General features: G+C 70.9%; 8 protein-coding genes and 1 pseudogene. 2 read left to right on the top strand and 7 right to left on the bottom strand.

The genetic code is table 11. From position 1 onward, the window contains the following. Positions 1–84: 84 nt before the first annotated feature. The 6 genes and pseudogenes from AAC691_RS10905 to AAC691_RS10880 all read right to left on the bottom strand — a co-directional run. A pseudogene (locus AAC691_RS10905) lies at positions 85–426 on the bottom strand (transposase); the annotation flags it as partial. Between the two features lie 36 nt (positions 427–462). Further along, a complete protein-coding gene (locus AAC691_RS10900; RefSeq protein ID WP_342630075.1) occupies positions 463–1,980 on the bottom strand; it encodes a TolC family outer membrane protein in 1,518 nt (505 codons plus the stop codon). Next, positions 1,973–4,426, bottom strand: coding sequence for an ABC transporter permease (locus AAC691_RS10895; protein WP_342630074.1), 2,454 nt, complete (start codon positions 4,424–4,426; stop codon positions 1,973–1,975). Before AAC691_RS10895 ends, AAC691_RS10900 begins: the two co-directional genes overlap by 8 nt. A gap of 36 nt (positions 4,427–4,462) precedes the next feature. Further along, complete coding sequence (locus AAC691_RS10890) at positions 4,463–6,913, bottom strand: ABC transporter permease (protein WP_342630073.1); 2,451 nt, start codon at positions 6,911–6,913, stop codon at positions 4,463–4,465. Between the two features lie 33 nt (positions 6,914–6,946). Continuing rightward, a complete protein-coding gene (locus AAC691_RS10885; protein WP_342630072.1) occupies positions 6,947–7,630 on the bottom strand; it encodes an ABC transporter ATP-binding protein in 684 nt (227 codons plus the stop codon). A 9-nt stretch (positions 7,631–7,639) separates the two neighbouring features. Then, on the bottom strand, positions 7,640–9,010 hold the full coding sequence (locus AAC691_RS10880) for an efflux RND transporter periplasmic adaptor subunit (RefSeq protein WP_342630071.1): 1,371 nt from the start codon (positions 9,008–9,010) through the stop codon (positions 7,640–7,642). A gap of 132 nt (positions 9,011–9,142) precedes the next feature. On the opposite strand from AAC691_RS10880, the gene AAC691_RS10875 reads away from it, so the two are divergent. Both AAC691_RS10875 and AAC691_RS10870 read left to right on the top strand, forming a co-directional pair. Further along, positions 9,143–10,531, top strand: coding sequence for a response regulator (locus tag AAC691_RS10875; protein WP_342630070.1), 1,389 nt, complete (start codon positions 9,143–9,145; stop codon positions 10,529–10,531). 6 nt (positions 10,532–10,537) lie between these two features. After that, positions 10,538–11,812, top strand: a complete 1,275-nt coding sequence (locus AAC691_RS10870) for a HAMP domain-containing sensor histidine kinase (RefSeq protein WP_342630069.1) — start codon at positions 10,538–10,540, stop codon at positions 11,810–11,812. Positions 11,813–11,969: 157 nt separating this feature from the next. On the opposite strand, the gene AAC691_RS10865 is transcribed toward AAC691_RS10870, so the two are convergent. After that, on the bottom strand, positions 11,970–13,484 hold the full coding sequence (locus AAC691_RS10865) for an efflux transporter outer membrane subunit (RefSeq protein ID WP_323992647.1): 1,515 nt from the start codon (positions 13,482–13,484) through the stop codon (positions 11,970–11,972). Positions 13,485–13,487 lie beyond the last annotated feature (3 nt).

The raw sequence follows: 13,487 nt of genomic DNA, 5'->3' as shown, positions 1-13,487 counted from the left end.
GGCTGCGCCGGACCGGCGGGACGGGTCCGAAATCCGCGCGTCCGGGGTGCCGTGCCCGCGCGGCGGCGGGACCGGCAGGCCGGGGCCGGCAGCGCGCGGATCGGTCGAGATCAGGGTTTCCGCGACGATGCGATAGGCGAAATCCGGGTCGTCCGCCATGGCGGCGATGATGCGGTGCCAGACGCCGCCGAGGCCCCAGCGGCGGAAGCGGCGGAAAATGCTGTTCCAGCGGCCGAAGGGCTCGGGCAAGTCGCGCCAATGTGCGCCGGTGCGCACCATCCACAGCACGGCCTCGACGAACAGCCGGTTGTCCCGGCCCGTGCGGCCGCGCGAGCGCGCGTCGCCGACGACATGCGGGGCAATGCGCGCCCATTGCGCGTCGGTCAGCGTCGAGGGCGCGCCGGGCCGGTGGGGCCGGCCGGTCATGGGATGCGCACGAGAGGGCATGGAAGGCGCATGGGATCAGCGGCAGGCGTTGCCGGACGGGCATGCATCGCGCCAGCCCACCCGGTCCAGGGCGGCGACGGCGCCATCCCACGGCACCCAGCCGGGCGCGCGGGCGCGGCGCAGGGCGGCGTCGGCGTCATAGGGGCGCGTCCCGGGCAGCAGCATGTCGGCCGACAGACGGCCGGTGGCGGCCAGCAGGCCGGCCTCGGCCACGATCGTGTCGTGCCGGCTTTGCGCCAGCGCGACCTCGGCCGCGCGCAGGTTCTGGTCGGCGATCAGCACGTCGATCGTGCTGCGCATGCCATAGCCATATTCAAGCTGATAGCCGCGCAGCGCGTCGGCGGCCGAGGCGACCTGCGCGCTGCCGGCGCGGATGGCCGCCAGGCCGGACTGCATCTGCTGCCAGGCGGTGACCACGCTCTGGATCGCCGCGCGGCGGCTGGCCTCGACCGTCTGGCGGGCGGTTTCGAACCGGTCGCGGGCCTGGCGGATCTGCGCGCTGTACAGCCCGCCGCTTTCCAGCGGCTGCGAGAGGGTGACCATGCCCGTGACCTCCTGGTCATAGGCGTTGGTGTGGAAGGGCGAGGCCGGGCCGATCGCGCCCAGGCTGGCGGTGATCCCGATGGAGGGATTCCAGGCGGCGCGGGCGGTGTCGATATCGGCGGCGCTGGCGTCCTCGGCGGCGCGATCGCGGGCCAGGGCGGGGTTGGACTGCACCGCCAGGGCGACGGCCTGATGCAGGCCGGCGGGCAGGGCGGGCAGGGCGCCGGGCTGGCGCAACGGGCCCGGGTCCTGCCCCACGGCGGCGCGGAAGGCGGCGGTGCTGGCGGTCAGTTGCGCCTGTGCGGCGGCCAGGGCGACCTCGGCGGCGTTGCGCTGGGCCCGGGCCTGCTCGACGTCGGTCCGGGTGACCTGGCGGGCGGCATCGCCGCCCAGGGCGTACCGCGCGCTGGTCAGCGCCGCCTGGCGGGTCAGCGTGCCCAGGTCGGCCTGGCGTACCGCCAGGATGTCGCGGTCGCGCAGCACGTCCATATAGGCGCCGATCACGGCCTGGAACATCTGCGCCTCGGTCAGGCGCAGGGCATGGTTGGCGGCATGGGCGCGGGCGTCGGCGGCGCGCACCTTGTTGGCGACCTGGCCGCCCGTATAGATCGGCTGGTGGACCGAGAGATACGTGTCGGCATAGTTGCTCTGGACCGAGCCCAGGGCGAAGGCGCCGATATAGGGACCCTGCTGGTAGGACGCGTCCGCGTAGGCGGTGACGGTCGGCCGCCAGCCGGCGCGGGCGGCGGCTTCGTCCTCGGCCGCCGCGCGCTGTGTCGCCTGCTGGCCCAGCAGGGCCGGATTGCCGCGATAGGCCAGGGTCATGGCCTGCTCCAGGGTCATGGTTTGCAGGGTCATGGTTTGCCGGGTCATGGTTTGCTGGGGAGCAGGGGCCTCGGCCGCCGGGCGCGGGTGGGCGCCAGCATGGGCGCCGGCCGGGCCGAACGGGAATGCTGCGATCGTCGCCAGCAGGAGGATGCGCTTATTCATGGCGAAGTGCCTTCGCGGGCTCGGCGCGGGCGACGCGGATGGTCTGGCCGAGGATGGTGAGCAGGGAGAGCAGGGCGGCCAGCAGGCTGACCGTCGCGAATTGCAGGGGCGACAGGCCCACCCGTTCGTCGAACCCGGCCAGCCAGCCGCGCATGGCGACCCACGCGGCCGGCCAGGCGATCAGATTGGCCAGCAGCACCGGCCGCAGGAACTGGCCGATCAGCAGGGCCAGCACCTGCCGCGTGTTGGCGCCCAGCGTCTTGCGGATGCCGATCTCGTGGATGCGGCGCGCGGCGCTGAAGGAGGACAGGCCGTAGAGCCCGATACAGGCGATGGCGACGGCGACGACGGCGCCCAGGGTGAATAATTGCCCGCGCCGCGCATCCGGCTGGAAATAGGGGGCCAGGCGTGTCGCGGCGGCCTCGCCCATGAACGGCATGTCCGGCGCCAATGTGCGCCATGCGGCCTGCAGCCGGTCCAGCATGACCTGCGGCGGCACCGAGTCCGCGCGGACGGCGATGACGGCGAAGGGAACCATGTCGTCGGTGCGCAGATAGACCTGCGGGTCCACCGGCGCGCGCGGCGACCTGAAGCGGACGTCGCGCGTCACGCCGATGATGACGAAACGGATCTGGCCCTTGATCAGCACATGGCCGAGCGCCTGCGATGGATCGGAAAAGCCAAGGGTACGGCTGGCCTGTTCGTTGATGACGATACTGGCGGTGGCGGGCGTGCCGTCGGCGTAGCCGGGTTTCAGGGCGGTATCCTGGCCATGGGCGGCGTCGAACCAGCGGCCGGCCAGCAGGGTGGCGCCATAGGTGCGGACATAGTCGCGTCCGACCCATTCGACCGTCAGCAGCGGATCGGTCTGCGGGCGGTCGGCGCGCTTGAACGTGTCGTTGGACTGGCTGTTCGGGCGCGGCTGCCGGTCGGACAGGGTCACGGACCGTACGCCGGGCAGTGCGCGGAAATGATCCATGATGGATTGCTGCCGCGCATCGATTTTCCTGGAACTTTCAAGAGAAACCAGGAAAAGCCGGTCCTGGCGGAAGCCGCGGTCGGCCTGGCGCAGGAACGATGCCTGCGCGTTGACCACCAGCGTGCAGATGGCGAACGCGACGGCGAAGCTGAATTGCATCACCACCAGGGCATTGCGCAATCGCCGGCCCATCCGCCCGCCCGCCGGCTGGCGCGCGGCCGCCAGGACGGCGGCCGGCCGGTAGCCGGACAGGACCAGCGCCGGATACAGGCCGGCGGCGATGCCGACCACCAGCACGATGGCGACCAGGCGCGGGATCAGCCAGAGATAATCGATCCTGACCGACCAGCCGCCCAGCCCGTCGACGAACGGCAGGGCGATTTCCGTCAGCGCCAGGCCCAGTACGGCGCAGGGGATCAGCAGCAGGATCGATTCCGCCAGAAACTGGGCCAGCAGATGCGGACGCGTCGCGCCCAGGACCTTGCGCAGCGCGACCTCGCGCGCGCGCAGTCCGGCGCGCGCGGTCGCCAGATTGACGTAATTGATCGCGGCAGCCACCAGGGCCAGGACGCCGACGATCTGCAGCGCGTCGACCACCCGCCGGTCGGCGCTGTTGCCGTCGTCATCGCCGCCATAGAGATGAAGATCGCGGAAATGCGCGTCCAGCAGCGGCATCAGCGCCAGCTTGTACCAGCCGGACTGCAACTGCGGCGGCATGCTGGCGCGCCGCCGGACGAAGTCCGGCAGGCCGGCCGCCAGCGCGTTTGCGTCGGCGGCGGAGCGGAACCGCAGCCAGATCTGGCCCGAGCTGCTCTCCCAGATATGGAAGGCGGGCATGACGTCCTTCATGGCCTGTGGAAAGGCGGCCAGCAGGTCGGGGCGCAGCGTGCGGTCACGGGGGACGTCGCGAAACACGGCCGAGACGGTATAGAGCGTGCGCCGATCGTCGACGGTGATGAAGATCCGCCGGCCGCGTGCCCGCACCGTGCCGAACAGGCGGCGCGCGGTGGACTCGCTGACGGCCACGCGGTCGGGGGCGGCCAGCGCGTCCCCCGCCGTGCCGTCGCGCAGAGCGAGGGAAAAGACGTCGAGGAAGCCGGGATCGACGAAATCGACCGGGATCGTCACCGGATCGCCGTGGCCGGTATCGATGGCCGCTCGGCGTGGGGCCAGCCGGGTCGCGGCGCGGATCTGCGGAAAATCGGTGCGCAGCGGATCGAAGGCCATGAAGCTGACTTCCGGGGCATGTATCAGCGTGCGGCCGGGCAGGTTCCAGATTTCGTCCAGCCGATAGATGTCTGCGGCGTCCGGTACGGCGCGATCGAACCCGTACTCGTATCGCGCCACCAGCGAAAGTACCAGGAACACCGCAATTCCCAGGCCCAGCCCGGCGATGTTCAGGGCGACATAGAGCCGGTGCCGCAGCGTGGAGCGGTAGAAGGCGACCAGGGCATTGGCGATCAGCATGATCGGGGACCTTCGCGGAACGGGTGGAGACGGGGATCAGTCATGGCGCAGGGCGCGGGCGGGTTCGGCGCGGGCGACGCGGATGGTCTGGCCCAGCACGGTCGCGGCCGCGAGCGCCACGGCGCCCAGCGTGACGGCGAGGAAATAGAGCGGGGAGAGCGCGATGCGCTGGTCGAAGCCGGCCAGCCAGGTCCGCATGGCCAACCAGGCGACGGGCCACGCGACCAGCGCCGAAACTGCGACCGGCCGGATGAACTGGACCAGCAGCAGGCGCAGCACGTCGGCGGTGCCGGCGCCCAGCGTCTTGCGGATGCCGATCTCGCCCAGCCGTCGCGTGGCGTTGAAGGCGGAAAGTCCGTACAGGCCCAGGCAGGATATGGCGATGGCGACGACGGCGCCGGCGGTGAAGAGCTGCCCGCGCCGCTGGTCCGGCTGATAGAAACGTGCCAGACGGTCGTCGGCCGACGCGGCATCGAACTGGATATCGGGCACAAGCTGGCGCCAGCCACGCGCCAGGGCCGCCAGCATCGCGCGTTCGGTGGGGCCGGCGAAGCGGATGGCGGCGTTGGACCCGCCGATGATGCCGGGCTGATAATAATAAAATTGCGGTTCCACCGGCCTGGTGCCGGACCCGAAGCGGGCATCCGCGACGACGCCTATGATCGTGCGCGGCGCGGTCCCGGTCCCGATCTGCGCCGTGACGGGCCGGCCGATCGCGGCGTCCGGCGAGGCGAAGCCCAGGGCGGCGGCGGCGCTGCGGTTGATGACGATGTTGCTGGCGCGCGGGTCGTCGCGGTCTTCCGGGGCGATGTCGGTGCCGTGCGCGTCGTCGAACAGGCGGCCGGCGAGCAGCGGCGTTGCATAGGTACGGAAATAATCCCGGCCGACGTGCTGTTGGACCAGTTCCTGCTGCCGGTTCGCGGCACCCGGCCGCCAGACGGACTGCATCGACAGGAGGTCGTTGCCGGGCGCGCGATCGGATTGGGTGACGGAGAGTACGCCCGGCAATTTGGCGAAGCTGTCCAGCAGTGTCTGTTGGCGCGGGCGGAGCGCATCGTCGGCCATGCTGCTGACGATGATCAGCCCATCGCGGCGAAAGCCCCGATCGGCATCGCGCAGATGCGCCACCTGCAGGTCGATGACCAGCGCGCAGATGGCGAAGCCGATGGCGAAGACGAATTGCGCCCCGACCAGGATTGCGCGGATCCGCGTCCCCATCCGCCCCATGGACGGCATGCGCGCGGCTGCCAGGATGCGGGCCGGCGCATAGGCGGCCAGGACCAGGGCGGGATAGAGACCGGCGCCGACGCCCGCCACGACGACAAGCAGTGCCAGGCGCGGCAGCAGCCAGCCATAGGATATCGCGACCTGCCAGCCGCACAGCATGTTCAGCGGCGGCAGGGCCAGTTCGGTCAGCGCCAGGCCCAGCAGGGCGGCCAGCGCGACCATGGCGACGGCCTCGCCCAGGAACTGGATCGTCAGCAGGGCGCGCGACGCGCCCAGCGTCTTGCGCATCGCGACCTCACGCGCGCGCAGCATGGCGCGCGCGGTCGCCAGGTTGACGTAATTGATGGTCGCGGCCAGCAGCGCGAGGACTCCGACGATGCCCAGCGCCAGCACGCTGTCGCGATCGGCGCCGGCCGTCGCATCGCGGAAATGCATGTCCGCCAGGGGCGTCAGCGCAAAACCCCTGGTATATTGCAAGGTCGGCGCATCGTTGCTGTGCCGGGCGATGAAATCGCCCAGACGCGCCGCGACGGCTTGCATGCCCATGCGATCGGAAAAGCGCAGCAGGGTCACGCCGGTGCCGGCTGCCCAGAGATTCAGGGAGCGCTGGCCGCGGATACGTTCGGGTATCGGCGCCGCCGCGTCGATCCGGTAGGTCGAGGCGAGGGGCAGGTCGCGAAAGACGGCCGACACCACATAGGTTTGCGCCGATCCGTCGACCACCATCCGCATCGTGCGGCCCACGGCGTGGATCGTGCCGAAATATTTGCGCGCCAGGCGTGCCGACAGCACGATCCGGTCCGGCGCGGCCAGGGCCTCGGCGCGCTGCCCGTCGATGACCGGCAGCGCCAGGACATCCGGCAATTCCGGATCGACGAACTGGATCTGCTCCGATCCCATGGTGCGCGCGCCGCCGTTCCGCAGATCGGATGGCGGCGCGATCAGGGTGACCTGCTGGGGGATCAGGCGGCTGCTGGCGCGGATCTGCGGAAATTCGGCGCGCAGCGCGTCGCGGGCGCGATAGGTCGAAAAATCCGTGCGATCGCCGGGCACCCCGACCGAATGCGCCCAGAGCTGGTCCAGCCGGTAGATGTCGGCCTGATCTGGCCAGAACCGGTCATAGCCGTATTCGTAGCGCACCACCAGCGACAGCAGCAGGAACACCGCGATTCCCAGCCCCAGACCGCCGATATTCAGGACGGCGTAGAGCCGGTGGCGCGACAGCATCCGGCAGAAGGTCAGCATTCCATGCAGCAGCATCAGGCGGCTCCGTTCCCGGGGGCGGATGGAAAATCAGATGGCGTTGCGGACCGAGATCACGATCTGGCCGTCCAGCATGTCCACGCGGCGCCGGGCCATGTCGGCATGGCTGGGCGAGTGGGTGACCATCACGATGGTCGCGCCCTCGCGATTGAGGGTCTGCAGGATATCCATCACCTGCATGCCGTTCTCGGTATCGAGATTGCCGGTGGGTTCGTCGGCCAGGATCAGGTCGGGCTCGCCCACGATGGCGCGCGCGATCGCCGCGCGCTGCTGCTGGCCGCCCGAAAGCTGGCTGGGATAATGGCGCGCGCGGTGGCCGATGCTGACCCGGTCCATCGCGGCGGCGACGCGCGCGCGGCGCTCGGCGCGCGGCATCTTGCGATAGATCAGCGCCAGTTCGACATTTTCCTCGATCGTCAGTTCGTCGATCAGGTTGAAGCTCTGGAAGATATAGCCCAGATGGCTGCGGCGGAACTGCGCCAGCTCGGCCTCGGCCATGGTGCTGAGCTCGTGATCGCCGAAACGATAGCTGCCGCTGCTGGGCCGGTCGATCGTGCCCAGGATGTTCAGCAGGGTCGATTTGCCGCAGCCGCTGGGCCCCATGATGGCGACGAATTCGCCGCGCTCGATCGTCAGATGCACGTCATGCAGGGCGGTGGTCTCGACCTCGTCCGACCGGTACAGGCGGTTGATGTCGGCAAGCTGGATCAGCATGGCGCGGTCCTATCGGATGAGAAGCTGGTTGAAATCGTGAAAATTCGTGTAGGCGGACGTCACGATCCGCTCGCCGTCGCGCAGGCCCGCGGTGATTTCCACCTGTTCGGGGTTGCGGCCGCCGACGCTGATCGCGCGGCGCGTCGCATGATGCCCGTCCGCCGAGACGACGAAGACCGAATTGCCGCCGCTGCCGTCCAGCCAGGCGCCGTTGGGGGCGATCAGCGCCTGACGGGTGCGGCCCAGGGTCAGGCGGCATTCCACGCTTTCGCCCCGGCGCAGGACGGCGGGGGGCGTCGTGTCGAAGGTCAGTTCGGCGCGGAACTGGCCGGTGGTGATCTGCGGATGGACGCGCGCCACCGTAAAGGGCACGTCATGGCCGTCGATCTGCGCGATGCCGTGCTCGCCCACCGCGACGCGGGCGAGGTAGAATTCGTCGATGTCGGCATCCAGCCGCCATGCGCCCTCGCTGTCGATCTGGCCGATCGGGTCGCCGGCCTTCAGCGTCTGGCCGGGCTGGAGGGTGAAGTTGGTCAGGCGGCCGGCGACGGGCGCGCGCAGGGTCAGCGAGGACAGGCTGTCCTCGACCGCCGCCAGCGTGTGGCGCAGCCGTTCCGCCGTGCCGTCGAGTTCCCTGGCCTGGGCCTGGGCGACGGCGCGGTCCTTCTGCCGGGCGGCGCGCAGCAGGGCCAGGCGCCCGGCATAATAGGCGTCCTCGTCCGCGAAGGTCTTGACGTTGGCGTCGGATTCGAACCCCTGGGCCAGAAGCTGCCGGCGGATCGCCAGCTCGTGCCCGGCTTTCAGCAGATTGTAGCTGGCTTCGGCGATCGTGCCGTCCTCGCCGGTCTGCGATTGCTGCAGGGCCAGGCGCTGGGCGCTGAGGTCGCCCAACTGGCCGGCGATCGCGGCCTCGCGCGTGCTGACATCCAGTTCGAGCTGCGGATTGGTCAGGCGGGCCAGCACGTCGCCCGGATGGACCAGAATCCCGTCGGGCACCGCGACCGAGGCGACCTGCCCGCCCTGGACCGCGCCCAGGAAGGTGACGTGCAGCGGGGCCACCGTCGCGCGCACCGGCAGGTAATCCAGAAAGGGCTGGACGTGCACGGTATCGATCGCAAGATCGTCCTGCGCCACGGCCAGGCTGCCCGATGCGGGGACCAGGCGCCAGGCGGCCAGCCCGGCGGCCAGCACCAGTACGCCGGCGCCATAGCGCAGATAGGGGCGCAGCCGGCGCATGCGCGAGGGCGCGACGCGGCGGTCCATGCCCGCGCCCGGCGCGCGCCCGGGCGACGACGCGGGCTCGGCGGCCGCGGCGGCTCGTGCGGGACGCGTGGATGCCCCGGAGGGGCTGGCGGATGATGGGGCGACACTGTCCGGCATATTCGACTTCCTTTGCCTGCCGAACAGTGTAACTCTTGTGGAATCATTTTTTACATCATTGAATAATAACGATATTATCGCATATGTCCGAGGCTGGTGTCCGCCAGCGAACAGCACTGTCCGGATCCGAACATGTCCGACGCCGCGTCAAGCCCCGTTGTGCCGCACCCCCCGGTTTCGCCTTCGGGCGGGTCTTCGGCGGCGCCGTGCATCCTGTTCGTCGATGACGATGCCGATATCCGCCAGGCGACGTCGCTGCTGCTGCGGCGCCGGGGGTTCGACATGGTCGCGGCGGAGAATCCCGAGCAGGCGCTGAGCGCCCTGGCCGCGTCGCCGGTGTCCGCCGTGCTGCTGGACCTGAATTACCGGCGTGGCGCCACCAATGGCGAGGAGGGGCTGGCCTGCCTGCGCGCGGTGCTGGCGCATGATCCGGGCCTGCCGGTGGTGGTGGTGACGGGGCATAGCGGGGTGGCGATCGCGGTGGCGGCGATGCGGGCCGGGGCGGCGGATTTCGTGATGAAGCCATGGAAGAACGACCGGCTGGTCGCGACCATCGAGGATGCGCTGGCCACGCATCGCCGGCGCCTGGCCGCGCGGCTGCCGGTTCGGCCGGACGGTTCCGGCGCGGGCGGCGGGGACGGCGCGCCGTCGCAGGCGGCCGGGCCGGATGACGGGATGATGATCGCCGGCTGTGCGGCGACGCGCGACGTGCTGGAGCGCGCCGACCGGGTGGCCCCGACCCAGGCGAGCGTGCTGCTGACCGGGCCGGCCGGGGCGGGCAAGACGGCGCTGGCCCGGCGGATCCATCGCCTGTCGGCGCAGCGGGCGGGACGGCTGGTGGTGCTGGACCCGATGCTGGGCGAGGGCGAGGAGGCGCTGTCGATCCGGCTGGCGGCCGTGGGGGCGGGCGATACGCTGCTGGCCGAGGAGATCGGCGCCTGGCCGGCGGCCTGGCAGCAGCGCCTGCTGGCGTGCCTGCAGGCCGGGTGCGGGGCGCGGCTGCTGGCCACGGCGCGCGTGGGCGGCGCCGCGCTGCGCGAGGCGGTACTGCCGGACCTGCTGCATCGCCTGTCGGTCGTGACCCTGGTCCTGCCGCCGCTCGCGGCGCGGGGCGCGGAAATCGGCGTGCTGGCGCGGCACTTCCTGCGCCTGTTCGGGCGGCGGCACAATGTGGCCGAGCGCAGCCTGTCGCCCGAGGCCGAGGCGGCGCTGGCCGCGCGTCCGTGGCCCGACAATGTGCGCGGGCTGCGGCAGGCGATGGAGCGGGCCACCGTGCTGGCGCGGGCGCCGGTGCTGGGGCCGGAGGATCTGGCGGAACCGATGCCAGGTGCCGGGGACGCGGCGGAGCAGGACCCGGCCGCCCAGGACTCGGCTGTCCAGGACCTGACATTGGCGCAGTCCGAAAAGACGATGATCGAGGCCGCGCTGCGCCGCCACGGCTTCAATGTCAGCCACGCCGCGCGCGAACTGGGCCTGACCCGTCCGGCGCTGTACCGGCGCATGGCGCGGCACGGGCTGTAGGGCGCGATGGCCGACATGGCGGCCGGCGGCGCGCGGGATGTCGAACATGTCGCGCCGGGGCTGGTCCCGGCCGCTTGCTGCCTGGCCGGGGTCGCGTCGTGCGGGGGGCTGGTGGTGCTGTGCGTGCTGCACCGGTTCTATGCCGCCGCCCTGGTCATGTCGGCCTGTGCGCTGCTGCTGGGGGCGCTGGTGCTGGGGCGGCTGGCGCGGCTGGAACAGCGGGTGCGGAACCGGGCGGCCCGGTTGCGCGCCCCGCCGCCGCGCCCGGACCAGACCGCGATGCTGCGCGCCATGCTGGACCATGCGCCGGTGCCGCTGCTGGGCGTGACGCATGACGGCGTGCTGCGCGCCGCCAACCGCGCGGCGCGGCGGCTGTTCGGTACCGATGACCGGGTGCCGGACCCGCCCGCGGCGCTGGCGGCCTCCCTCGCATCTTCCCTGGCATCCTCCTTGGCGCGAGCCGAGGCGCAGGGCCGGGCCGTGGTGCGGCTGGACCGTCCGGGCGGGGCGCGCCATTATGCCCTGTCGGTAGCGCAGGCCAGCCTGCACGGCCCCCTGGCCCGGCTGGTGGCGCTGACGGATATCGAGGCCGAGCTGAATGCGGGCGAGGCCAACGCCCTGCGCGAGGTCCTGCAGGTGCTGAGCCACGAGATCATGAATTCGCTGACCCCGGTGTCCTCGCTGGCCGAAAGCGCGCAGGACATGCTGGCCGGCGGGGACGCGGCGGCGATGCCCGAGGCCGCGCTGGCGGTGGCGACCATCCTGCGCCGCATCCAGGGGCTGGACCGGTTCGTGCAGGGATACCGGCATCTGGCGCGCCTGCCGCCCGTGGCCCCGCGCGCCCTGTCGGTCGGGGCGATGCTGCACGATGTCGGACGGCTGTTCCACAGCATGTGGGAGGGGCAGGGCGTCGCGCTGCGCCTGCATCCGCCCATGCCCGACATCGTCGCCCGGCTGGACGGCGACCTGCTGGTGCAGGCGCTGATCGCGCTGACGACCAACGGCGCGCAGGCGGCGCTGGCCGGTCCGCGCCGCCCGGCCTGGGTGGCGCTGTGGGCGCGGGCCGATGCCGAGCAGGTGACGATCGGCATCCGCGACAGCGGCGCGGGCGTGGCCCCGGCGGAGGCGGCACTGATCTTCCGGCCGTTCTTCTCGCTGCGCGAGGGCGGCACCGGGATCGGGCTGAGCCTGGCGCGGCAGATCGTGCAGGACCACGGCGGCAGCCTGGTGTTGGCGCCGCAGGAGGAGGATGCGGGGGCGACCTTCCTGATCCGGATCTGAGCCCGTCCAGGAGGAGGCGGGGCCTCTTCTTCTTTTGTCTTCCGAAAAAGAAGCAAAAAGACTTTTATTCGTTCGGGGATTTTTTGCGTGCCCGGCAAATAGTCCCCGAACGTTCAGAAGTTTTTTGGTTCTTTTTTTCAAAAAAGAACAAATATGATCAGAGGATGTGATCACCCAGCTTGAAGGGCCGGGCCGGCACGGTGCCGGGCCAGCCGCCGCCGAGGGCTTTGTACAGGGTCACGGTGTTCGACAGGTCCTGCAGCCGGGTCGTAATGCCGCCCAGTTGCGCGGCATAGAGCGTGCGCTGGGCGGTCAGGGTGGCCAGATAGGTATCGTAGCCGGCTTCGAACCGGTCGAGCGCCAGCGTGTATTGCCGTCCATTGGAGGCGATCAGCGCGTCCTGGGCGGCGAGCTGCTGCAGATAGGTGCCGCGGCCTGCCAGGGCGTCCGCGACCTCGCGGAACGCGGTCTGGATCGTCTTCTCGTAGCGGGCGATGTCTTCCGTCTTCCGGGCGTGGGCCATGTGCAACTGCGCGGTCAGGCGCCCGGCGTCGAACAGCGGCATGGTGATCTGCGGCGCGACGTTCCAGGCCCCCATGCCGCTCTCGAACAGGCGGGTGATGTTGTTGCTGGCCGTGCCGCCCGACGCGGTGATCTGGATTTTGGGGAAGAACTCCGCGCGGGCGGCGCCGATATCGTCATTGGCGGCGCGCAGTGCCGCCTCGGCCGCCAGGATGTCCGGGCGGCGGCCGATCAGGTCGGACGGCAATCCGGCCGGAATGGCGGGAAAGGGCACCACACCGGCCAGGGTGGTCTTGGCCTCCAGCGCCCCGCGCAGACCGTCCGGCAGCGGGGCGCCGACCAGCAGCTCCAACTGGTTCAGCGCCTGGGCGCGCTGGCGGGTATAAAGCTGCAGATCGGTTTCGGCCTCATGCACCGCGGAGTCCGCCTGCGCCACGTCCAACTGGGTGCCGGTGCCGACCTGCGCGGTGTGCCGGATCAGCGCGTCGGTATGGCGCCAGTTCTCCAGGATCTGCTGCGTCATCCGCACGGTCTGGTTGTCGGCCACCCAGGCCAGCATGGCCGAGGCCACGGCGGCGGTCAGGCTGATCTGCAGGGCCTGGTGGTCGAGGGCCGAGCCCATCGCCCGGTCGAAGGCGGCGCGCGAGGCGCTGCGTACCCGTCCCCACAGATCGACCTCATAGGCCGAGATGCCGAAACCCACGGCATATTGGCGCATGTAGAACGGGCCCGAGGTCTGCGACAGGCTCCAGATCCGCGAATATTGCTTCTGGACATTGGCGCCGGCGGTGCCGTCCAGGGTGGGGAACAGGGACGCGCTCTCGATGTCGAACTGCGCGCTGGCGGCCTCGGCCTGCTGGCGGGCGATGCGCAGGTCGCGGTTATTGTCCAGCGCCAGCGCGATCAGCGCCCGCATGACCGGGTCGCGGTAGAATTGCCGCCAATCGGCGGACCAGTCGGCGGGCAGGGCGTCGCCGCCGGGAGATGTGGCCGGGGCAGGCGGGCCATAGGCCGCGCCGCGGGGCCACGCGGCCGCGACGGGGGCGGCCGGGCGGTGATATTCCGGGATCATGGTGCAGCCGGCCAGCAGCATGGCCGCCAGCATGGCCCCCCCATGCCTGGCGGCGATCGGTCGGGGGAATGTGGGCATGGG

Source organism: Nguyenibacter vanlangensis, assembly GCF_038719015.1.
GTDB classification, from domain to species: Bacteria; Pseudomonadota; Alphaproteobacteria; order Acetobacterales; family Acetobacteraceae; genus Gluconacetobacter; species Gluconacetobacter vanlangensis.
Note: the sequence above shows the minus strand (reverse complement) of the source record. Positions and strands in the feature narration are given on the sequence as shown.

Excerpts from the sequence above, each read along its gene's own strand:
- AAC691_RS10870 (WP_342630069.1), top strand. The coding sequence starts at position 10,538 with ATGGCCGACATGGCGGCCGGCGGCGCGCGGGATGTCGAACATGTCGCG.
- AAC691_RS10880 (WP_342630071.1), bottom strand. The coding sequence starts at position 9,010 with ATGCCGGACAGTGTCGCCCCATCATCCGCCAGCCCCTCCGGGGCATCC.
- AAC691_RS10885 (WP_342630072.1), bottom strand. The coding sequence starts at position 7,630 with ATGCTGATCCAGCTTGCCGACATCAACCGCCTGTACCGGTCGGACGAG.
- AAC691_RS10875 (WP_342630070.1), top strand. The coding sequence starts at position 9,143 with ATGTCCGACGCCGCGTCAAGCCCCGTTGTGCCGCACCCCCCGGTTTCG.
- AAC691_RS10865 (WP_323992647.1), bottom strand. The coding sequence starts at position 13,484 with ATGCCCACATTCCCCCGACCGATCGCCGCCAGGCATGGGGGGGCCATG.
- AAC691_RS10900 (WP_342630075.1), bottom strand. The coding sequence starts at position 1,980 with ATGAATAAGCGCATCCTCCTGCTGGCGACGATCGCAGCATTCCCGTTC.
- AAC691_RS10890 (WP_342630073.1), bottom strand. The coding sequence starts at position 6,913 with ATGCTGCTGCATGGAATGCTGACCTTCTGCCGGATGCTGTCGCGCCAC.
- AAC691_RS10895 (WP_342630074.1), bottom strand. The coding sequence starts at position 4,426 with ATGCTGATCGCCAATGCCCTGGTCGCCTTCTACCGCTCCACGCTGCGG.